The organism is Streptomyces sp. SD15, assembly GCF_054462255.1.
Window position 1 is genome coordinate 63,626 of the sequence record NZ_JBTLMO010000001.1, and the last position, 20,292, is coordinate 83,917.

A 20,292-nucleotide genomic window follows, 5' to 3' on the forward strand; every position below is an offset into this window, starting at 1 on the left:
CATTCTCAATCATTTCTATGCTCAGTTCTGCTCGACTCTTGCCAAATTGGCTGGAGGCGCGCACGATCCTGTGCACCGCTTGCAGACTTTTGACGAGAGGGTGTCCAGTGGGTGACGACCGGCCCGACGTGTTGTTGACGGGGCTGCTCTTCTACGACCTCGTCCTGACCGGGCTGGGACGGCCGCCGACCCCCGGCGAGGAGATCTGGACCGAGGGCATGGGCGTGAGCCCCGGCGGCATCGCCAACCTGGCCGTGGCGGCCTCCCGCTTCGGCCTGCGCACCTCCCTCGCCACGGTCTTCGGCGACGACCACTACGGCGCTTATTGCCGCGAGGTCCTCGCCGGCCAGGAGGGCGTCGACCTCTCCCTCTCCCGTACCGCCGACGGCTGGCACACCCCCGTCACCGTCTCCCTCGCCCACGGCGACGACCGAGCCCTGGTCACCCACGGCCAGGAACCGCCGTACTCGCAGGACGAGCTGATGGGCGACCCGCCCGAGGCGCGCACCGCCCTCGTGCACCTCGAGGCCGAGCCGCGCGCCTGGCTCTCCAAGGCCGCCGCGAACGGCACGCAGATCTACGCCGACGTCGGCTGGGACCCCACCCAGGAGTGGTCCCGCGACCTCCTCGACCAGCTCGCCCTGTGCCACGCCTTCCTCCCGAACGAGACCGAGGCGATGGCCTACACGCGCACCGACAGCGCGGTCGCGGCCCTCGGCACGCTGACCGAACTGGTGCCGGTCGCCGTGGTCACCCGCGGCGGCGACGGGGCGGTGGCCGTGGACCAGTTGACGGGCGAGTTCGCGGAGGTTCCCGCGCTCGACATCGATGTCCTGGACGCGACGGGTGCCGGAGACGTCTTCGGTGCGAGTTTCGTCGCGGCCTCGCTCGGCGGCTGGCCGCTGGAGGAGCGGCTGCGCTTCGCGGTGCTCGCCGCGGGCCTGTCCGTACAGAGGCACGGCGGTGCGCTGGCGGCGCCCGGCTGGTACGGCGTCCACCGCTGGTGGCACTCGCTGCGGGATCCCGAACTGCGCAAGGCGTACGGCTTCCTGGCCGACCGCGTTCCGGCGGACCCGGGCCCGCCCGTCCAACACGCTCCCGTCACTCCCCCCGACGCCACGCGTCGACCGAGCACCCCCCGATGACCCCACGTAAGACCCCTTTCATCACCCCACGTATGACCCCTCGTACACGAAGACCGAAAAGATCCGAAAGGCGGTGGGAGCTGTGCGGCTCTCACGAAGGGGCCTGCTGCGCGCGGGCCTGGCCACAACGGCCGCCACGGCGCTCGGCGGCCTGGCGACCGGCTGTGGCGTTCCGACCGGCTCGACCGGGCGGAACATGGTCCTGTGGTACTGGAGCGGCGGGCTGAGCCCGAAGGTCGTCCAGGACGCCAAGGCCCGCTACGACAGCGCGGTGGACCTCCAGGCCATCCAGATCGGCGGCTACTACCGCTCGAAGCTGATGACCACCATGACCGGACGCGCCCACGTCCCGGACATCGCCGGGCTCAAGGGCGAGGACATGGCCTCGTACCTGCCGAACTCCGACCAGTTCGTGGACCTGCGCACGCTCGGTGCCGAGAAGCTCAAGGACCGGTACCTGGACTGGAAGTGGGACCAGGGCATCGCCGAGGACGGCTCGATGGTCGGCTTCCCGATCGACTGCGGGCCGGTTGCGCACTACTACCAGCCGGCCGTCTTCGAGAAGGGCGGCCTGCCGTACGAGCCGGCGGACGTCTCCGAAGAGCTGGACACCTGGGAGAAGTTCTTCGCGGCCGGCGAGCAGCTCAAGAAGCGCATCCCCGGCACGTTCATCCTCACCGACGCCCTCAGCGTCTTCGGCATCTCGGTCAATCAGACGACCAAGCGGTACGTCGACAAGGACCGGCACTTCATCGGTGACCAGGAGCATGTACGCACCGCCTGGGACCGTGCCGTCGAGGCGACCCGCCGCGGCCTGGTCTCGAAGATCATCAACGGCACGCCGGACAACATATCGGCCACCGAGCGGGGCCTGCTGCCGAGCCAGTTGAACGCCTCCTGGGCGGCCGGTGACATCAAGCTCAACACGCCGAAGACCAAGGGCAAGTGGCGGGTGGCGGCCTGTCCGGGCGGACCGTCCAACATCGGTGGCTCGTTCCTGGCGATCACCAAGGCGTGCCGGGAGCCGGAGAAGGCCTTCGAGATGATCACCTGGATGCTCGACGCGGACAACCAGGCCCAGGGCTTCGTCGACTCGGTGCTCTTCCCCTCGACTCCGGCGTCGTACGCCATGAAGAAGCTGCGCGAACCCGACGCGTTCTTCGGCAACCAGATCACCATGGACGTCTTCGGCCCGGCCGCGCAGAAGATCCCGGTCGCCTTCAACAGCCCGTACGACATCGCGCTCAGCACCCCCATCAATGACGAGCTGCGGAACTTCTCCGTCCTCGGCAAGGACGAGAAGCAGGCCTGGGAGGACGCCATGAGCAAGTGCCGGCGCATCGCCGACCACCTGGGGGTGAGTTACTGACATGGCCACCGCACCTGTGCTGGAGACACCCTCACCGTCCCTGGCCAAGGCGCCCGTCGCCCGGCCCAAGAAAGGGATCCTGAGCTACTGGCGGCTGTACGCCGCGATCTCCCCCTTCTATCTGCTGTTTTTGGCCTTCGGTCTGATCCCGGTCGGCTTCTCGCTCTATCTGTCGTTCCACCGCTGGGACGGCCTCGGCTCGATGGAGTACGCGGGACTGTCGCAGTACCGCTATCTGCTGTCGGACAGTCAGTTCTGGACCTCGATCGGGAACACGATCGTCATCTGGGCGCTGGCCACCATCCCGATGATCTTCCTGGCGATGGTCACGGCCGTGATGCTCAACTCCGCGGTCCGCTTCAAGAACGTCTACCGCTTCGCCTTCTTCCTGCCGAACGTCACCTCGATCGTGGCCGTCGCGATCATCTTCGGCTCGGTCTTCTCCACCAACTTCGGTCTGATGAACGCCTTGTTGGAGGCGGTCGGCCTGGACCAGGTGGCCTGGCTGAACACACCGTGGGGCATCAAGGTCGCCATCGCCACGCTGATGACCTGGCAGTGGACCGGCTACAACGCGATCATCTTCCTCGCCGGGCTCCAGACGATCCCGGGCGAGCTGTACGAGGCGGCGCGCATGGACGGCGCCGGGCCCGTGCAGACCTTCTTCCGGATCACGCTGCCGCTGATGCGTCCGGTGCTGCTCTTCGTCCTCGTCATCTCGACGGTCACCGGCCTGCAGACCTTCTCCGAACCGCAGGTGCTGTTGCAGACCACGGACAACAACTCGTCGTTCGCGGGCGGTCCGGGCCACTCGGGCCAGACCATGGTCCTCTATTTCTTCCAGCAGACCTTCGACAACAACGACTTCGGCTACGGCGCCGCGGTGGCCTGGGGCATCTTCCTCGTCGTCATCATCTTCTCGATCATCAACTGGCGCCTGGTGCAGCGCCGGGGCGAAGACTAGGAGGCCCCACCATGGCATCAACCATCAAAGGCTCGGGGCGCACGTCCTCCATCAAGGGTGACCGACGCCGGGGCATCGCCCTCCATCTGGTCCTGATCATCGGTCTGCTGCTCTCGGTCTTCCCGTTCTACTGGGCCGTGATCATGTCGACGCACTCGTCGACCGAGATCTTCTCCTACCCGCCGAAGCTGCTGCCCGGCTCGCACTTCTTCGAGAACGTCCGGCATCTCTTCGACAACATCGACTTCTTCGGGTCGATGTTCAACTCGCTGCTGGTCGCGTGCTCGGTGACCGTCCTGGTCCTGTTCTTCGACTCGCTGGCCGCGTTCGTCTTCGCCAAGTTCCAGTTCCCGGGCCGCCGAGTGCTGTTCGCGCTGATGATGGCGATCTTCATGGTGCCGGCGCAGCTCCAGGCCATCCCGCAGTTCGTGATCATGGCGAAGCTGGGCTGGATCGGCTCGATGACCGCACTGATCGTCCCCGCGGCGGCGAACGCGTTCGGCATCTTCTGGATGCGCCAGTACATGAAGAGCGCCATCCACGACGAGCTGATCGACGCCTCGAAGCTCGACGGGGCCGGCTTCCTGCGCCAGTACTGGCATGTGGCGCTCCCGGTCGTCCGGCCGGGCCTCGCCTTCCTCGGCATCTTCACCTTCATGGGCCAGTGGAACGACTACGCCTGGCCCCTGATCGCCCTCACCAACCCCGACAACGTGACCCTGCAGGTGGCGCTGTCCCAGCTCAACGGTGTCCATGGCACCACCGACTACGGAATGGTCATGACCGGCGCACTTCTCGCCCTCATCCCGCTGCTGATCGTCTTCGCGATCGGCGCCAAGCAGATCATCGCGGACCTCGGCAAGGGGGCCATCCGCTGATGACGGACCCGCTCTTCGCGCTCCGCCCCTGGGAAGCACCTGAGGTGACTTCCTGGGGGCGTTTGCCCATGAACGCCCTGGACCGGCGGGCGGATGCCCTGTCGCTGGACGGGGATTGGCGCTTCCAGCTGCTGTCCTCGCCGGCCGCGCCGCCGTCCGACACCTGGTCCTCCCAGCAGGTCCCGGGCGCCTGGACCATGCAGGGCACCGACGACCTGCCGCAGTACACCAACTTCACGATGCCCTGGGGCGAGTTCCCGCCCGCCTCCCCCGCCGCGAATCCGACGGGCGTCTACGAGCGTGAGGTCGATGTTCCCGCCGAGTGGGCCGGACGCCGGATCGTGCTCCAGGTCGGCGCCGCCGAGAGCGTGCTGCTGGTCCATGTGGACGGGCGGCCGGTCGGCGTCTCCAAGGACTCCCATCTCGCGGCGGAGTTCGACCTCTCCGCCGTCGTACGCCCCGGAGCCCGCGCCCGGCTGCGGCTGACCGTCGTCAAGTGGTCGGACGCCTCGCACATCGAGGACCAGGACCAGTGGTGGCACGCCGGGATCACCCGCTCGGTGCTGCTGTACGCCACCGATCCGCTGTGTCTTGCCGACGTGACCGTGCGGACGCGGTGCGACGGCGGGCTGCGGGTCGACTGCCAGGTGCGGGACGCGGGGGGTGCGCTGCCGGACGGGTGGTACGTCACCGGGGAGCTGGACGGCCACCTCCTCACCCAGGACGCGGAATTCGAGCGGTTCAAGGAGGAGGACGACCGGGTCTCCGCCTTCCTCGGCGAGGCCCGCCTCACCACCGTCGTCGCCGATGTCCGCCCCTGGACCGCCGAGACACCCGAGCTGTACGACCTGACCGTCCGGCTGCACCGCGCCGACGGCTCGGTCGCCGACACCTCGCGACACCGGGTGGGCTTCCGCGAGGTCGAGATCCGCGGCCGGGACCTGCTCCTGAACGGCGAGCGGGTCTACATCCGGGGCGTCAACCGGCACGACTTCCATCCGCTGACGGGCCGCACGGTGTCGTACGACGACATGCGGGCGGATCTGGAGCTGCTGAAGCGCTTCGGGTTCAACGCGATCCGCACCGCCCACTACCCGAACGACCCGACACTGCTCGACCTCGCCGACGAGCTGGGTTTCTACGTCGTCGACGAGGCGAACATCGAGGCGCACGACCACGCCCACGAGATCGCCGACGACCCCCGCTACCTGAACGCCTTCGTGGACCGCGTCTCCCGCATGGTCCTGCGCGACAAGAACCACCCCTCCGTCATCATCTGGTCGCTGGGCAACGAGTCCGACTACGGCGCGAACCACGACGCCGCGGCGGGCTGGGTCCGCCGCCACGACCCGACCCGGCCCCTCCAGTACGAGGGCGCGGCCAAACTCGACTGGAACGATCCGTCGCTCGCGTCCGATATCGCCTGCCCGATGTACGCGGCCCTGGAGGACTGTGTCGCGCACGCCCTCTCCGGCGAGCAGACCAAGCCGCTCATCTGGTGCGAGTACTCCCACGCCATGGGCAACAGCAATGGCACGCTCGCCGAGCACTGGGCCGCCATCGAGTCAACCCCAGGGCTTCAGGGCGGTTTCATCTGGGAGTTCTGGGACCACGGCATTCTGCAACGCGTGAGTGACGGAAGACCGGCCGGGCGCGGTGGCGCCGGGCTGTATGACAACGGTGTCGCGGCACCGGGCCATCGCTGGGCGTACGGCGGCGACTTCGGCGAGTCGATCCACGACGGCGCGTTCATCGCCGACGGGGTGGTCTTTCCCGACCGCACGCCCAAGCCGGTGATGTACGAGCACCGGGAGATCGCGGCGCCGGTGCGGCTCGCCCACGTCGGGGGCGAACTGCGGGTGAGCAATCACCAGCACTTCCGCGGCCTTGCGTGGCTGGCCGCCGAGTGGCAGCTGTCGCTCGCGGACGGCGGCACGCTGACGGCGCCGGCCGAACTGCCCGACGTACGGGCGGGTGAGTCGGTCGTGGTGCCGCTGCCGTTCGCGCTGCCGGAGGACGGTGGCGAGGCCTGGCTGACGCTGCGGGTGACGACGGCGGACGAGGAGGCGTGGGCGCCGCGGGGTACGGAGGTATGTAGGCCGCAGGTGAGGTTGCGGGCGGCGAAACCGGAGACTCCGGTGGCGCTGGACGCCCCGGCCGTGGAGTTCACCGAGGACGGGCTGCTCGTCCATCCGCTGCTGACGTCCGCCCCCGTGCTGTCGCTGTGGCGGACGCCGACCGACAACGACGAGCTGGGTGGCATGGCGGTGCGCTGGCGTGCCTGGGGGCTCGACACGCTCGAACGCAAGGTCGTCGACGTACGCCGTGAGGGCGGGAGCGTCACCGTGGTCGCCGAGTACCCGACCATGGCGGGCGTCGTGCGTCACGAGCAGGTGGTCACGCGCGTCGAGGGCGGGGTGCGGGTCGAGGAGACGGCGGAGCTGCCGGAGGGGCTCGACGATGTGCCCCGGGTGGGCTCGGTGTTCGAGACGGTCGCCGGGCTCGATGTCCTGGAGTGGTACGGGCAGGGCCCCTGGGAGTCCTATCCGGACCGGAGCGCGGGCGCGCCCGTGGGGCACCACTCCGTCGCCGTGGACGAGTTGTTCACTCCGTACCTGCGTCCGCAGGAGAGCGGCGGGCGGCACGGGGTACGCCGGTTCACGCTCTCCGCGCCGGACGCCACAGGGCTCGCGGTCGCGCTGGACCAGCCGCGGCAGGTGACCGTGACCCGGTACCGGGCCGAGGACCTGGCCGCCGCCACCCACCACGACGAACTCGTCCCGCGCTCCGGCTGCGTGGTGCACCTCGACGCGGCCCACCGGGGCCTGGGCACGGCCTCGTGCGGGCCGGACACCTCGCCCGACCATCTGATCGGGACCGGCATCCACCACTGGTCCTGGACGCTGCGCGTGCTCTGACCTCGTACGCACGGCACCCGGCGTCGGCCTGACTCGCACCCTCACTGACCTGACTCGCACCTTCACTGTCCTTTACGCACCTTCATGGAGCAGACGTGTGTACTTCGCATGACCAGGCGGCGGAGGCCGAGCAGGCCGACGCCGGCAGACGCACCTTCCTTCGGGCCACGGCGCTGATAGGCGCGGCGGCCACGGCGGCCACCCTGCCGACGGCCACCGCGCAGGCCGCGCCCGCCTCGGCGGCGGTGACGGGTGCGCGGTGGCGGCCCGACCCCGACAGCCGCCGGTTCACGCTCGCCGTGATGCCCGACACGCAGTACCTCTTCGACGGGCCGAGCATCAACCCCGCGCCGATCGAGGCCTCCCTGCGCTACCTCCTGGAGCACGGGAAGGACGAGAACATCGTCTTCCTCTCGCACCTGGGCGACATCACGGAGAACGGCACGCAGGCCGAATTCGCGGCGGCGGGCGAGGCGTTCGAGCTCCTCGACCGGCGCGGCGTGGGCTACAGCGTGCTGGCGGGCAACCACGACATCAGGTCGTCCACGACCGACCAGCGAGGCTCGACCCCTTACCTGGACGCCTTCGGGCCGCGGCGCTTCCAGGGCAGGCGCACCTTCGGCGGAGCCTCCCCGGACGGCTACAACACCTTCCACGTGTTCACGGCGGCGGGTCGGGAGTGGCTCGTCCTCGCGCTGGACTGGCGGCTGTCGGCAAAGGGGTACGCGTGGGCGAAGGACGTCATCGCCCAGCACCCGAAGACTCCCGTCATCCTCACGACGCACGAGCTGGTCGTCGACGACGACACCCTCTCCTCGTACGGGCAGCAGCTCTGGGACGGTCTGATCCGCGACCACGACCAGATCTTCCTGACCCTGAACGGCCATTACTGGCCCGCCGCCCGCGCCACCCGCGAGAACGCCGCCGGGAACGACGTCCACCTCCACCTGACGAATTATCAGAACCGTTACTACGGCGGCGCGGCGATGATCCGCCTCTACCGCTTCGACCTCGACCGCAACACCATCGACGTCGAGACCGTCTCGCCGTGGATCCTGGGCCGGGCGGCCAAGGGGCTCAACGAGCTGGAGCGGCAGGAGATCGAACTCAGCGGCGACGCCGACCGGTTCTCGGTCGCCGTCGACTTCGAAGAGCGCTTCTCGGGCTTCGCCCCCGTGTCCCCGCGCCCGTCGCGACCCGCGTCGGACATGCTGGTGCGCGGCACGGTCGCCTACTGGCGTTTCGACGGACACGAGGACGGTACGGCGGTCGACGGCACGGTCCGTGACCTGTCCGGGCGTGGCAACGACCTGACCGTGGTCAAGGTCTCCGACGGCGTCCTCACCTGGTCGTCGGCCCACCACCCGGACCAGCCGGGCCACGGCAGCCTCGTCTTCCAGGGCGGCAAGCCTCCGCTGAAGGGCGCGTATCTGCGGACGATCGACGGCGCTCCCCTCAACTCGGCGACATTCAAGAGCGGTTACACCATCGAGGCCTTCTACCAGCTTCCCGCCGACTGGAACCCTTCGCGCAACGCCTGGGCCTCGCTCATCAGCCGCACCGGTACGGGCGGCGGCGCGGGCAAGACCGAAGGCGACCCGGACGAGCCGCTCGCCACGCTCTCCCTCTCCGACGGGCCCGGCCCGCAGTGGGCCGCCCGGCCGCTCGACCAGCAGGTCATCATCACCAACTGGGGCGACGAGACGGCACGGGAGGTGTGGTGGCACATCGCCGTCGTCAACGACGGCTCGCACACCACGATGTACGTCCAAGGCTGCCCGGTCGCCCGCAATCCGCACGCCTCCGCCGTCGGCCTCACCTCACTCGGGCTGCCCTGGCTGCTCGGCGGCTACGAGTACGCGGGGAAGATCGACCAGATTCTGCACGGCCGGCTCGGAGACGTACGGATCGTCGAACGGGCGCTGCCCGTCTCCCGGTTCATGAACCGCTGAGCCGCGGCCCCCTCCCCCACTCCCCCTTCTTGCCTTCTGACTCCCCGAGGGAGAAGTCCCGCATGTCCGAGCAGCAACTGCCCGCCTGGGCCGACCCGTCCGTCTCCCCCGCCCGTCTCGATCCACAGGGCGTCTCCAGACGTCATCTCCTGCGCAACGCCGGCCTGTTCGGCGCCGCCTTCGCGGCCGGTTCGCTGGCCACCCCCGCGGCCGCCAAGGGCCGGGGTCTCGGCGGCAACGACCCGCGTCTCGCCTATCTCGTCGGCGACCACCACATCCACACCGTGTACAGCCACGACGCGAAGTACACGTTCTCCCAACTGGCCGCCGCCGGAGCCGAGTACGGCCTCGACTGGATGGTGTTCACCGAGCACTCCAACTTCGGGCACGCCACGTACGGCGCCCCGCTGGAGCACGCGGAGATACTCAAGGCGCGTGCCGAGAACCCGCGCCAGCTGATCTTCCAGGGCCTGGAGTGGTACATCCCCGCCGCCGAGCACGCCACCGTCTTCGCCGCGCCCGGACCGCACGAGGTGGACCTGCTCACCCGGTTCGAGAGCGCCTACGACGGCAAGCTGCTCGCCTACACCGACGGCGCCGCCGACAACGCCAACACGGCCCGCAACGAGGCACACGCGGTCAAGGCCATCCAGTGGCTGGCCGAACAACGCCGCACCGGCTACGTCGACGACGTGCTGGTCCTCGCCAACCACCCCATGCGCCTGGGCATCGACTCCCCGCACGAGATGCGGGGCTGGCGTGACGCGGCCCCCGAGATCATGATCGGCATGGAGGGCGCACCGGGCGCACAGGGCGCGGCCATCCCCGGTTGGCGTGGCTCGACGTCCATGCGCGGCGAGTACGAGAACAAGCCGTCGGCACAGTCCTGGTCCGGTTACCCGGCGGACGCCTACCTCACGTACGGCGGCTTCGACTGGGCGACCGCGACCGTCGGGGGCCTGTGGGACGCGATGCTCGCCGAGGGCAGGATGTTCTCGGTCACGACCAACTCGGACGCCCACCGGATCGTGTTCGACACGTGGAAGAACGGCGACTGGGCGGCCGGGCAGAACTTCGACAACACCGGCAGGCTGCCGGACCCGGTCGACACCGACACCCCGCAGCCCGGCAGCGACTTCTGGCCCGGCCAGTTCAGCCGCACCCACGTCGGCGTGACCCGCTACGGCTACCGCGCCGTGATGGCCGGCCTGCGTGCGGGGCGCGTCTGGCTGGACCACGGGCATCTGCTCGACGGCCTCGACGTCCGGCTGAAGCGGGATCGCGACCACGGCACGGGCGTCACCCTGGGCGGCCGGCTGCGCGCGCGCAAGGGCGACCGGCTCACCCTGTCGGTCACCGTGACGACCGCCTCGCGCCCCAACCCCCAGGGGATCCTGCCCGAGTTGGCCCACGTCGACGTGATCCGCGGCGCGGTGCGCGGCCCGGCGGCCGACCGCGACGACTGGCGGGCGCCCGACACCAAGGTCGTCCGCGCGCTGGACGTGACCGGCCGGAAGGGCACGTACACCCTGCGCATCCCGCTGATCGCCGGCGACGAGTCCTTCTACGTCCGGCTGCGCGGCAGTGACGGCAACCGCCATGGCGCGGGCTACCTCGGCGCCTCGATCGACCCCCACGGCCCGATCCCGCACGTCCCGGGAGACGGTGACCCGTGGGTCGACACATGGTTCTATGCCAACCCGGTATTCGTGGATGTGGAAGGCGCTTGATGAAACGTCAGTTTCCCGCGCCGACCGCCCCGTTAGACGCGTTCGCCGCCCTGCCGCAGCGCAGCATCTACTCGTACCCTCAGGCGTAGAAGCGGGACAGGCTCTGGAGGACGGCGGCGGGCTTGCCGCCGCCGTCGATCTCTATCGTCCCGTCGACGGCGATCTGCACCCCGCCCGGCACGTCCTCGACCGAGGCGAGCTTCGCGACCAGCCGGATGCGCGAGCCGACCTTCACCGGGGAGGGGAAACGCACCTTGTTCAGACCGTAGTTGACCTTCGTGGACACGCCCTCGACCTCCAGCAGCTCGGTGAAGAGCGGGATGAAGAGGGAGAGGGTGAGATAGCCGTGCGCGATGGGCGCGCCGAAGGGGCCCGCCGCGGCCTTCTCCGGGTCGACGTGGATCCACTGGTGGTCACCGGTCGCGTCGGCGAAGGTGTCGATCCGCTCCTGGGTGACCTCGATCCACTCGCTGCTGCCGAGGTCGCCGCCGGCGAGCTTCTTCAGCTCGTCGAGACCGTTCACGGTGATGCTCATATGGTGTTCCCTGTCTGAGAGTTGGTGCCGAAGCGCGTGCGGACACGGGCCTTGAGGAGCTTCCCGGAGGCGGTGCGCGGGAGTTCGTCCGCGACGACCACCGACTTCGGGATCTTGTACTTGGCGAGGCGTCCGGCCAGGGACGCCAGGACCTCTTCGGGATCGAGGTCGACGCCCTCGCGGGCGACCACGACCGCGCGCGGCACCTCGCCCCACTTGTCGTCGGCGACACCGATGACCGCGCACTCGACGATGTCGGGGTGGGCGAGGAGCAGGTCCTCGATCTCGGCGGGATAGATGTTCTCGCCGCCCGAGATGATCATGTCCTTGATGCGGTCGACGATGAAGACATAGCCGTCCTCGTCGACCTTGGCCGCGTCCCCGCTGCGGAACCAGCCGTCGGCGAACACGGCGGCCGTCTCCTCGGGCAGCCCCCAGTACCCGGGCATGACGTGCGGCCCGCGCACGACCACCTCGCCCGTCTCCCCGACCTCGGCCGGCGTGAAGTCGGGCCGCACGACCCGTACATCGCTGAAGAAGTGCGGCACGCCCGCCGAACCCGCCTTGGCCACCGCGTGTTCCGCGTCCAGGAAGAGGGTGCCGGGCGCGGCCTCGGTCATACCGTAGCCCTGGAGAAAGGTGAGGCCGCGCTCCTGGTAGGCGGCTATCAGCGGGGACGGCACGGGGGAACCACCGCAGGTGAGGATGCGCAGCGAGGAGAGGTCGGCGTCGGCCCAGCGAGGATGGCGGGCCACCTGGTCGAACATGGTCGGCACGCCGAACATGAAGGTGATCCGGTGCCGTTCGATCAGGTCGAGGGTGGCCTCCGGGTCGAAGGACTCGACCAGGACGCAGGTGCCGCCCTTGAGCAGGACCGGCAGGGTGAGCATGTTCAGCCCGGCCGTGTGGAACAACGGGGCGGAGACCAGAGCGCGTTCGTCGGCGATCAGGTCGGTGTCGACGAGGACGTTGATCGCGTTCCAGGTCAGATTGCCGTGCGTGAGCATCGCGCCCTTGGGGCGGCCCGTCGTGCCCGAGGTGTACATGATGATGCAGGTGTCGTCGGCGGTGACGGGCTGGTCGATCGGTTCGTCGACGGCTTGGTCGATCAACTCCTCGTACTGGGCACCGACTTCGACGTACGTCCGGACGTCGACGTTGCCCGGCAGCCCCGCGACGAGCCCGGCCAGCGGCGGGGCGTACACGAGGGCCTTGGCGCCGGAGTCGCTGAGCTGGTGGGCGATCTCCGGTCCGGCGAGACGGGGGTTGAGCGGCACGAACACCGCGCCCAGCGTGCCCGCCGCGAAGAGGGTTTCGAGGTACGAGGGGTGGTTGGGGCCGAGATAGGCGATGCGGTCGCCGCGGCGCAGCCCCAGAGCGCGCAGGGCCTGTGCGAGGCGGGTGGTGCGCAGATACAGCTCGGCGTAGGTGACGCCGGTGCCGCCATGGATCAGGGCGGTGCGGTGCGGGGTCTTGCGGGCCCGGCGTGCGGGCCATGACCCCAGTCCCTCATTGCGCATGTCCGGCCCCTTACGGTGTCAGCCCTAGCAGACGGGCGGCGTTCTCCTTGAGGATCTTCGGCTTGACCTCGTCCTTGATGGACAGCTTCTCGAAGTCGGCGAGCCAGCGGTCCGGAGTGAGGACGGGATAGTCGGAGCCGAACAGCACCTTGTCCTTGAGCAGCGTGTTGGCGTACTGCACGAGCTGCGGCGGGAAGTACTTGGGCGACCAGCCGGACAGATCGATGTGCACGCCCGGCTTGTGCGTGGCGACGGCGAGTGCCTCGTCCTGCCAGGGGAAGGACGGATGCGCCAGGATGATCTTCAGATGCGGGAAGTCGGCGGCGACGTCGTCGACGTGCAGGGGGTTCGAGTACTTCAGGCGGATGCCCCCGCCGCCCGGAACCCCGGCCCCGATGCCGGTCTGGCCGGTGTGGAACAGCGCGATCGTGCCGGTCTCCTCGATCACCTCGTACAGGTCGTACGCCACCGACCTGTCGTTGGGGAAGAAGCCCTGGATACTGGGGTGGAACTTGAATCCCTTCACCCCGTACTCCTCGACGAGCCGGCGGGCCTGCCTGACGCCCGCCTTGCCGCGGAAGGGGTCGATGGAGGCGAAGGGGATCAGCACGTCCGGGTTGGCCGCGGCGGCCTCGGCGACCTCCTCGTTCGGGACGGGCTCGGTGCCGGTGGCGGACTCGGCGTCCACCGTGAAGATCACCGCGGCCATCTTCCGCTCGCGGTAGTAGCCGGCCGTCTCCTCCAGGGTGGGCTTGCGCTTGCCCTCCACCTTGAAGTAGGCACTGGAGGCGTCGTGCAGGTCCTCGCCGAGCGAGGAGTGGCCCTTCGACGACACCTCCGCGTGGGTGTGGACGTCGATCGCGACGAGTTCGTTCACGTCCATGACGAGTTCGTTCGGGTCCATCACGCCTCCGGAAGCTTCGGCGCGGGGATGCCGACGGTCTGCGGTTCGGCGCCGACCGAGGTGGCCCAGACGTCGGCGAGGGTGTCGGGGGTCCAGCCGCCGTCCGCGTACGCCGCCCTGATCTCCTGCGGATGGGACCAGAGTGCCACCTTGTCGCCGCCGATGCCGATGGCCTGGCCGGTGATCCCGCGGGCGGCGTCGGAGGCGAGGAAGGGGACGAGGGCGGCGCAGTCCTCGGGGGTGCCGAAGCCCTCGCCCTTGCGGAGGAAGTCGGGCAGCGGCTCCCCCCGCTTCATGGCCTCGACGTACGGCGCAAAGGCGGGGATGGTCTCCGTCATCGCGGTGGCCGCGACCGGAACGATCGCGTTGACGGTGATGCCCGCGCGGCCCAGTTCCATCGACCAGGTACGGGCCATGGCGGCGATGCCCGCCTTCGCGGCGGAGTAGTTCGTCTGGCCGAAGTTTCCGCGCTGTCCGGCCGGCGAGCCGACCAGGATCAGGCTGCCGCCCTCGCCCTGCTCGCGCATACGGACGGCGGCGGCGCGGGCGCAGGTGAAGGTTCCCTTGAGGTGGGTGGTGATCACCGCGTCGAAGTCGTCGTCGGTCATCTTCCACAGGACCTTGTCGCGCAGGATGCCCGCGTTGGTGACCAGGATGTCGAGCCGTCCGAACTCCTCGACCGCGCGGGCGACCAAGCGCTGGGCCGCCTCGGACGTACCGACCGCGACCACCTCGGCCACGGCCTTGCCACCCGCCTCGGTGATGGACTTCACGGCCTGCTCGGCCACGGCCTCGTCGACGTCGTTGACGACCACGGAGGCGCCGACGGCCGCGAGGGCGTGTGCGTAGGCCAGGCCGAGGCCACGGCCACTGCCGGTGACGACGGCAACCTTGCCGGTGAGATCGATGCTGGGCACGAGGGGTCCCTTCACATGGGGGTGCGGCTGCTGAAGGTGCGATGGCTGGAGGTGCGGCCACGAGATCGAAGCTAAGAGCAATAATTGTTGACGTCAATAGTTGTTGCCGTCCGATCCGTGCGTCATGCTGTGCTGAGTACGGCGTCATGCTGTGCTGAGTACGGACGAACCGCCCCGCCCGGGGCCCGGCCCAGGGAGCCCGTCATCGCAGGCCAGCAGCACGCCACCAGTCCGGCCACCACGCCCGCCCCCATCGACGCCGAGGAGCCGTGGATGCGCGGACTGCACGCGGACAGCGGCTATCTGCTGTACCGACTGGGGCTGCGTTCGGGGCAGTTGTTCAACACGTTCCTGCAGGAGTCGGGGCTCCGGCTGCGCCACTACGCGGTGCTGCGCTTCCTGGCCACCTCCGAGGGCGTACTCCAGCGGGAGCTGAGCGCGCGGCTCGGCTACGACCCGAGTGCGATCGTCGGGCTCGTCGACGACCTGGAGAAGCTCCGTTTCGCCGAGCGCCGCCCCTCCCCCGACGACCGCCGCAGCCGGATCGTCGTGCTCACCGAGCCCGGCCGGGCCTTCCTGCGGGACACCGACGAGGCGGGCCTGCGCGTCACGAACGACCTGCTCCAGCCCCTCGACCCCGCCGAGCGGGCCACCCTGCACGCCCTGCTGAAACGGGTCGCGGAAACCGAACTCGAGGCATGACCGCGGTGTCCGCGCCCGGCCGTCTCCTCGCCGTGCTCGCCGCCTTCGACCACCAGCACCCGGCGCTGTGCCTGACGGACATCAGCCGCCGCGCCGGACTCACCCTCACCACCGCGCACCGGCTCGTCGGCGCCCTCACCGAGTGGGGCGCGCTGGAGCGGGACGGGGACGGCGTCTACCACGTGGGCCTGCGCCTCTGGGAGGTCGCCGCGCTCGCGCCCCGCGGACTGGCCCTGCGACAGATCGCGCTGCCGTACCTGGAGGACCTGTACGAAGCCACGCACGAGAACGTGCAGTTGGCGGTCCGCGACGGCTCCGAGGTCGTCTACATCGAGTGGATCTCCGGGCGTTCGGCGGTCGGCGTGCACATCCGCATCGGCGCGCGCTGGCCGCTGCACGCCACCGGGGTCGGCCTCGCGCTGCTGGCGCACGGGGACCTCGAGTCCCAGGAGGATTACTGCAAGGGCCCGTTGACATCCTTCACTCCGTACACGATCACCGATCCCGCACGGTTGCGCCGGGCACTGGCCGAAGTACGTCACACCGGCGTGGCGGTGAGCAGCCGTCAGGTCACGGACGACGCCCTGTCGGTGGCCGCTCCGGTGCGCGGGGCGGGCGGGTCGGTGGCCGCCGCCGTGTCGGTCGTCGTGCCGCAGGCCGACGCTCGAGTACCAGCGTTGATACCAGCGGTGCGGCTCGCGGCGCGCGGCATCTCGCGAGCCCTGGGGTGGCAGCCGGAGCCGCGTTGACCGCGGTGGGGCGTCAGCGCAGCGTCGTCCGGGCCGTGTACGTCACGGTGTCGTCGGCGTGGCGTGCGGTGCCCTGGCAGACGAGCGTGGCGGCGTCCATGTCCTGTCCTCGGGTGACCGTCCAGCGGGCCGTGTGGCCCTCGCCCGCGCCGAGGCGGTCGGCGGTGAGCGCGTTCAGCGCGCGGATGCGCCAGCCGTTCGGCGCGTAGAGGGCGAGCCGGGGCCGGGTCCAGGGTCTGCCGGAGCCGTTGGCGAAGGTGGCGGTGACCGTGAACTCGGGTCCCTGGCCGGTCACTTCGAGCGTCACACCGAAGGGCTTGCGTACGTAGGTCTTCGCCCACGAGCCGCGCATCAGCTTCACGAGCGCGTCGGCCTGGGCGGGCCGGGCGGCGGCGAGGTCGTGCTGTTCGCCGGGGTCCTTGGCAAGGTCGTACAGCTCGACCTCCCACCGTTCGTCGGGGGCGCGGCGGTTCTGCCCCGGCGCGAAGCGCACCGCCTTCAGGTCGCCGCGGCGCAGCGCTTCCGCGAGGCGTCGACCCCGGCCGTGGTCGACGGCGTCGGCACCCGGGGTGACCCCGCTGTGGTTGCGGTAGAAGTACAGGTGGTCGTGGCGGGCGGCGTCCGCCGAGCCGCGCAGCAGCGGGGCGAGCGAGAGACCGTCGATGTCCGTCGGGGCGGGCGCGCCCGCGAGCTCGGCGAGGGTCGGCAGCAGGTCGATGAGCGGGGTGGGCCGGTCCGTGGTGCCGGACGGCACGCTCTGCGGGGACCAGGCGATGAGCGGGACCCGGATGCCGCCCTCGTACAGGTTCCGCTTGAGGCCGCGCAACGGACCGTTGCCGTCGAAGAGTTCGGGGTCGGTGTCGCCCTCCTCGTGCGGCCCGTTGTCGCTGGTGACCAGGACGACGGTGCGCTGGGCGAGGCCGCGTTCGGTGAGCCGGTCGACGACGTTGCCGACGAGGGTGTCGAAGGAGGTGACCTGGGCGGCATGCCGCTTGTTGGGGCCGGTCCATGGCCGGTCGGCGTAGTCGCCGGCGTCCGGGTCCTGGCTGGGAGCGTGCGGCACGGTCGGGGCGAGGTAGAGCAGGAACGGCTCGCCCTGGTGCGCGTCGATGAAGCCGAGCGCGCGCTCCTCGATGAGGTCGGGCGCATAGACCTCGCGTGCTTCGCCCCGGTTGGCGGGGATCTCCTGCCGGGTTGCGTTGTGCCACAGGTAGTCGGGGAAGTAGTCGTGGGCGTGGCGGTGGCTGAGGTAACCGTAGAACTCCTCGAAACCACGGGAGTTGGGGTGGCTCGGCTGATCCGGCTCCTCCGGTCCGAAACCCCACTTGCCGATGATCCCGGTGCGGTAGCCGAGCGCCCGCAACGCCTCGGCGAAGGTGAAGTCCCGCTCGGTGAGGGCGCCCTGGCCGCCGGGTCCCCACGGGTTCTCACGGACGGCCGCGTGTCCGCTGTGCAGGCCGGTGAGCAGCGAGCAGCGGGAGGGCGCGCAGACCGGGGCGGCCGCGTAGGCGTCGGTGAAGCGCAGCCCCTCGGCGGCCATCGCGTCGAGGCGCGGCGTTTTGATCAACTTCTGGCCGTACGAGCCGAGTTCGCCGTAGCCGAGGTCGTCGGCGAGGATCACGACGAAGTTGAGCCGGTCGGACGGGGCCTGGACGGCGGGCACGGCGGCGGCCCGCTGCGGCTCCGGCGTCCGTCCCGGCCCCTGCGTCCGCTCCGTGCCGTGCGCGGGATCCGCCTCGTCGACGCTCTCGCACGCCGTGGCCGCCCCGGTCGCGCCCAGCACGGCGGCGGACCCGGCGATAAAACGGCGGCGGCTCGGCATGCTCTCTCTCCTGGCTCCTGTACGGCGGTGGTGCGGGGCCGTGGACCGATGGTGAACGGGACACTCGGCGCAAGACCATGCACAGGGCATGAACGCTCCGTTTCGCCCCTCGATTCGACCCTAGAGAGGGAAAGTCCCGGGACTTGGTTCCCGCTCCGCGACATCGGAATGATCACGAACGGGGTCGCGATATCCCTCTCACCGGTGAGGCTCGGGCCGTACGCCGTCGCGATACTGGAACGGCCCTTGCCCCGAGGAGCCGCCCATGCCGCCCGTACCGCCCACGCCGCCGCCCCTGTCCGTCCAGTCCCGGATCGCGTCCGCCCTCGCACGGCTGCGCACGACGAATCCGTACGTCGTCGACACGGCGCTCGCCGCACTGGTGCTGTTCGCCACCTCGCTGCAGTGGATCTTCCCCGACGAGGGCGACGACCCGCTGACCTGGCAGGGTTTCCTGCTGGGGGCCGGCACGGCGGTCCCGCTGGTGTGGCGGCGCCGGGCGCCGTTCCTGACCGCGTGCCTCGTGTCGATGGCCACGCCCGCGATGGCCGTCCACCACGCGCCGCCGCCGGAGGTGATGTACGGCGGTCTGGTCGTCCTCTACACCGTGGCCGCCGCGTCTCCGCCCTGGCAGCGGCGCTTCATGCTGGTCGGCTGGCTGATCGGTGTCTCCTTCACCATGCAGCACAAGGACGAACCGCTGCCCTTCGAGTACGCCTTCCAGCTGCTGAGCGTCGTCTGTGCGTACGGGTTCGGGATGCTCGCCCGCGTCCAGCGCGCCTACACCGCGGAGCTGGAGGACCGGGCCAGGCGACTGGAGCGGGAGCGTGCCGCGGAGACCGCGCGGGCGACGGACCGGGAACGGGCCCGGATCGCCCGGGACATGCACGACATCCTTGGTCACGCGGTGAGCTTGATGGTGGTGCAGGCCGAGGCCGGGCCGGTGGTGGTGCGCAGCGACCCGGCGCGCGCGGAGGCCGCGTTCGACGCCATCGCGGGGGCCGGGCGGGATGCGATGACGCAGCTGCGGCGGCTCCTCGGAGTGCTCAAGGAGGAGCAGGGGAACGGCAGTTCGGGGCGGCTGCCGCAGCCGGGCGTCGCCGCACTGCCCGCGCTGGTCCGACAGGTCCATGAATCCACCGGACTGCGCGTCGAGTTGGCGACGGCGGGAGAGCCGCGCCCACTGCAACCGGACACCGAGGTCGCCGTCTACCGCGTGGTCCAGGAGGCCCTCACCAACACGGTCAAGCACGCGTACGCTACCTCCGCAACCGTCGAACTCGACTGGACAGAGGCCGAATTGACGCTCACGGTGACGGACGACGGCAGCGGCCCGGCGGGCACGCGCGACGGGCACGGACTCATCGGCATCCGGGAGCGGGCCACCGCCTGCGGAGGCAGCGCGCGGACCGGGACCAGTCCCGGGGGTGGCTTCCGAGTCGTCGTACGCCTGCCCGTCGCCGCCGACCGGCAGGCGGCCCTGGGGTGAGCATCCGTGTGGTCGTCGCCGACGACCAGGAACTGGTCCGCAGCGGCTTCAGCATGATCCTGGAGGCGCAGCAGGACATCGCGGTCGTCGCCGAGGCCGGGGACGGCGCCGAGGCGGTGGCCGCGGTGCACCGGCACGCGCCCGACGTACTGCTGCTCGACATCCGCATGCCGGTCATGGACGGTCTGGAGGCGGCCCGGCAGGTGTGCGCGCAGTCCAGCTGCAAGGTCGTCATGCTGACCACGTTCGACCTCGACGAGTACGTGTACGACGCGCTGTACGCGGGCGCCAGCGGCTTCCTCCTCAAGGACGTACGCCGCGACGACCTCGTGCACGCCGTGCGGGTGGTCGCGGCCGGCGACTCGCTGCTCGCACCGACGGTGACACGGCGGCTGGTCGCCGACATCGTGCGGCGCCGCCGCGAGGAGGCGGTGACCCAGGTGACGCCCCGACGGCTGGAGGTGCTCACCGCGCGCGAGGAGGAGACCCTCGGACTGCTCGCCCGCGGGCTGTCCAACGCCGAGATCGCCACGACCCTCTTCGTGAGCGAACACACCGTCAAGACCCATGTCAGCAACGTGCTCAGCAAGCTGGGCCTCAGGGACCGGGTGCAGGCGGTGATCTGCGCGTACGAGACGGGGCTGGTGACGCCCGGCTCCCTCTGACGATGGAGACGCGGCCACGTCTCCCCCGTACGA

Annotated in this window: 16 protein-coding genes; 11 read left to right on the forward strand and 5 right to left on the reverse strand. The window is 70.1% G+C overall.

Annotated features, from left to right (window positions below):
* Positions 1-107 precede the first annotated feature (107 nt).
* The 7 genes from ACX28W_RS00340 to ACX28W_RS00370 all read left to right on the forward strand — a co-directional run bounded on the left by ACX28W_RS00340 (position 108) and on the right by ACX28W_RS00370 (position 10,956).
* Entirely contained in the window at positions 108-1,145 is a 1,038-nt protein-coding gene (locus ACX28W_RS00340; RefSeq protein WP_458996709.1) for a carbohydrate kinase family protein, read from the forward strand.
* Positions 1,146-1,227: 82 nt separating this feature from the next.
* Positions 1,228-2,514 (forward strand): ABC transporter substrate-binding protein, encoded by a 1,287-nt coding sequence (locus tag ACX28W_RS00345; protein ID WP_458996710.1) that lies wholly within the window; start codon positions 1,228-1,230, stop codon positions 2,512-2,514.
* Position 2,515: 1 nt separating this feature from the next.
* Positions 2,516-3,478, forward strand: coding sequence for a carbohydrate ABC transporter permease (locus tag ACX28W_RS00350; RefSeq protein WP_458996711.1), 963 nt, complete (start codon positions 2,516-2,518; stop codon positions 3,476-3,478).
* 11 nt (positions 3,479-3,489) lie between these two features.
* Complete coding sequence (locus ACX28W_RS00355; RefSeq protein WP_458996712.1) at positions 3,490-4,356, forward strand: carbohydrate ABC transporter permease; 867 nt, start codon at positions 3,490-3,492, stop codon at positions 4,354-4,356.
* On the forward strand, positions 4,356-7,274 hold the full coding sequence (locus ACX28W_RS00360; RefSeq protein WP_458996713.1) for a glycoside hydrolase family 2 TIM barrel-domain containing protein: 2,919 nt from the start codon (positions 4,356-4,358) through the stop codon (positions 7,272-7,274). Before ACX28W_RS00355 ends, ACX28W_RS00360 begins: the two co-directional genes overlap by 1 nt.
* 95 nt (positions 7,275-7,369) lie before the next feature.
* Entirely contained in the window at positions 7,370-9,226 is a 1,857-nt protein-coding gene (locus tag ACX28W_RS00365; RefSeq protein ID WP_458996714.1) for a LamG-like jellyroll fold domain-containing protein, read from the forward strand.
* 62 nt (positions 9,227-9,288) lie between these two features.
* Positions 9,289-10,956 carry a PHP domain-containing protein gene (locus tag ACX28W_RS00370; protein ID WP_458996715.1) on the forward strand — a complete coding sequence of 556 codons (1,668 nt, stop codon included), beginning with the start codon at positions 9,289-9,291 and terminating at the stop codon, positions 10,954-10,956.
* 79 nt (positions 10,957-11,035) lie between these two features.
* Here ACX28W_RS00370 and ACX28W_RS00375 read toward each other — a convergent pair whose 3' ends face one another.
* From ACX28W_RS00375 to ACX28W_RS00390, 4 genes are read right to left on the reverse strand one after another with little or no spacing between them, the layout of a single operon-like run.
* A complete protein-coding gene (locus ACX28W_RS00375; RefSeq protein WP_458996716.1) occupies positions 11,036-11,491 on the reverse strand; it encodes a MaoC family dehydratase in 456 nt (151 codons plus the stop codon).
* A complete protein-coding gene (gene menE / locus ACX28W_RS00380; protein ID WP_458996717.1) occupies positions 11,488-13,011 on the reverse strand; it encodes an o-succinylbenzoate--CoA ligase in 1,524 nt (507 codons plus the stop codon). The genes ACX28W_RS00375 and menE overlap by 4 nt, the downstream gene beginning before the upstream one ends.
* Before the next feature lie 10 nt (positions 13,012-13,021).
* Positions 13,022-13,894, reverse strand: coding sequence for an amidohydrolase family protein (locus ACX28W_RS00385; RefSeq protein ID WP_458996981.1), 873 nt, complete (start codon positions 13,892-13,894; stop codon positions 13,022-13,024).
* Positions 13,895-13,914: 20 nt separating this feature from the next.
* Positions 13,915-14,832 (reverse strand): SDR family NAD(P)-dependent oxidoreductase, encoded by a 918-nt coding sequence (locus ACX28W_RS00390; RefSeq protein WP_458996718.1) that lies wholly within the window; start codon positions 14,830-14,832, stop codon positions 13,915-13,917.
* Positions 14,833-15,105: 273 nt separating this feature from the next.
* On the opposite strand from ACX28W_RS00390, the gene ACX28W_RS00395 reads away from it, so the two are divergent.
* Positions 15,106-15,534, forward strand: a complete 429-nt coding sequence (locus tag ACX28W_RS00395; RefSeq protein ID WP_458996719.1) for a MarR family winged helix-turn-helix transcriptional regulator — start codon at positions 15,106-15,108, stop codon at positions 15,532-15,534.
* Positions 15,531-16,283, forward strand: coding sequence for an IclR family transcriptional regulator (locus tag ACX28W_RS00400; protein WP_458996720.1), 753 nt, complete (start codon positions 15,531-15,533; stop codon positions 16,281-16,283). Before ACX28W_RS00395 ends, ACX28W_RS00400 begins: the two co-directional genes overlap by 4 nt.
* 13 nt (positions 16,284-16,296) lie before the next feature.
* Here the strand turns inward: ACX28W_RS00400 and ACX28W_RS00405 are convergent, their stop codons facing one another.
* Complete coding sequence (locus ACX28W_RS00405; RefSeq protein ID WP_458996721.1) at positions 16,297-18,105, reverse strand: sulfatase-like hydrolase/transferase; 1,809 nt, start codon at positions 18,103-18,105, stop codon at positions 16,297-16,299.
* 265 nt (positions 18,106-18,370) lie between these two features.
* Between ACX28W_RS00405 and ACX28W_RS00410 the strand changes: the two genes are divergently transcribed.
* Together ACX28W_RS00410 and ACX28W_RS00415 are read left to right on the forward strand one after the other, a co-directional pair.
* Positions 18,371-19,594 (forward strand): sensor histidine kinase, encoded by a 1,224-nt coding sequence (locus tag ACX28W_RS00410; protein WP_458996722.1) that lies wholly within the window; start codon positions 18,371-18,373, stop codon positions 19,592-19,594.
* Positions 19,591-20,259 (forward strand): response regulator, encoded by a 669-nt coding sequence (locus tag ACX28W_RS00415; protein ID WP_458996723.1) that lies wholly within the window; start codon positions 19,591-19,593, stop codon positions 20,257-20,259. Before ACX28W_RS00410 ends, ACX28W_RS00415 begins: the two co-directional genes overlap by 4 nt.
* The last annotated feature ends 33 nt before the right edge of the window (positions 20,260-20,292 follow it).

Coding starts and splice junctions, on each gene's coding strand:
- ACX28W_RS00350 (WP_458996711.1), top strand. CDS start 2,516: ATGGCCACCGCACCTGTGCTGGAGACACCCTCACCGTCCCTGGCCAAG.
- ACX28W_RS00355 (WP_458996712.1), top strand. CDS start 3,490: ATGGCATCAACCATCAAAGGCTCGGGGCGCACGTCCTCCATCAAGGGT.
- ACX28W_RS00360 (WP_458996713.1), top strand. CDS start 4,356: ATGACGGACCCGCTCTTCGCGCTCCGCCCCTGGGAAGCACCTGAGGTG.
- ACX28W_RS00370 (WP_458996715.1), top strand. CDS start 9,289: ATGTCCGAGCAGCAACTGCCCGCCTGGGCCGACCCGTCCGTCTCCCCC.
- ACX28W_RS00375 (WP_458996716.1), bottom strand. CDS start 11,491: ATGAGCATCACCGTGAACGGTCTCGACGAGCTGAAGAAGCTCGCCGGC.
- menE (WP_458996717.1), bottom strand. CDS start 13,011: ATGCGCAATGAGGGACTGGGGTCATGGCCCGCACGCCGGGCCCGCAAG.
- ACX28W_RS00385 (WP_458996981.1), bottom strand. CDS start 13,894: ATGGACGTGAACGAACTCGTCGCGATCGACGTCCACACCCACGCGGAG.
- ACX28W_RS00395 (WP_458996719.1), top strand. CDS start 15,106: ATGCGCGGACTGCACGCGGACAGCGGCTATCTGCTGTACCGACTGGGG.
- ACX28W_RS00400 (WP_458996720.1), top strand. CDS start 15,531: ATGACCGCGGTGTCCGCGCCCGGCCGTCTCCTCGCCGTGCTCGCCGCC.
- ACX28W_RS00405 (WP_458996721.1), bottom strand. CDS start 18,105: ATGCCGAGCCGCCGCCGTTTTATCGCCGGGTCCGCCGCCGTGCTGGGC.
- ACX28W_RS00410 (WP_458996722.1), top strand. CDS start 18,371: ATGCCGCCCGTACCGCCCACGCCGCCGCCCCTGTCCGTCCAGTCCCGG.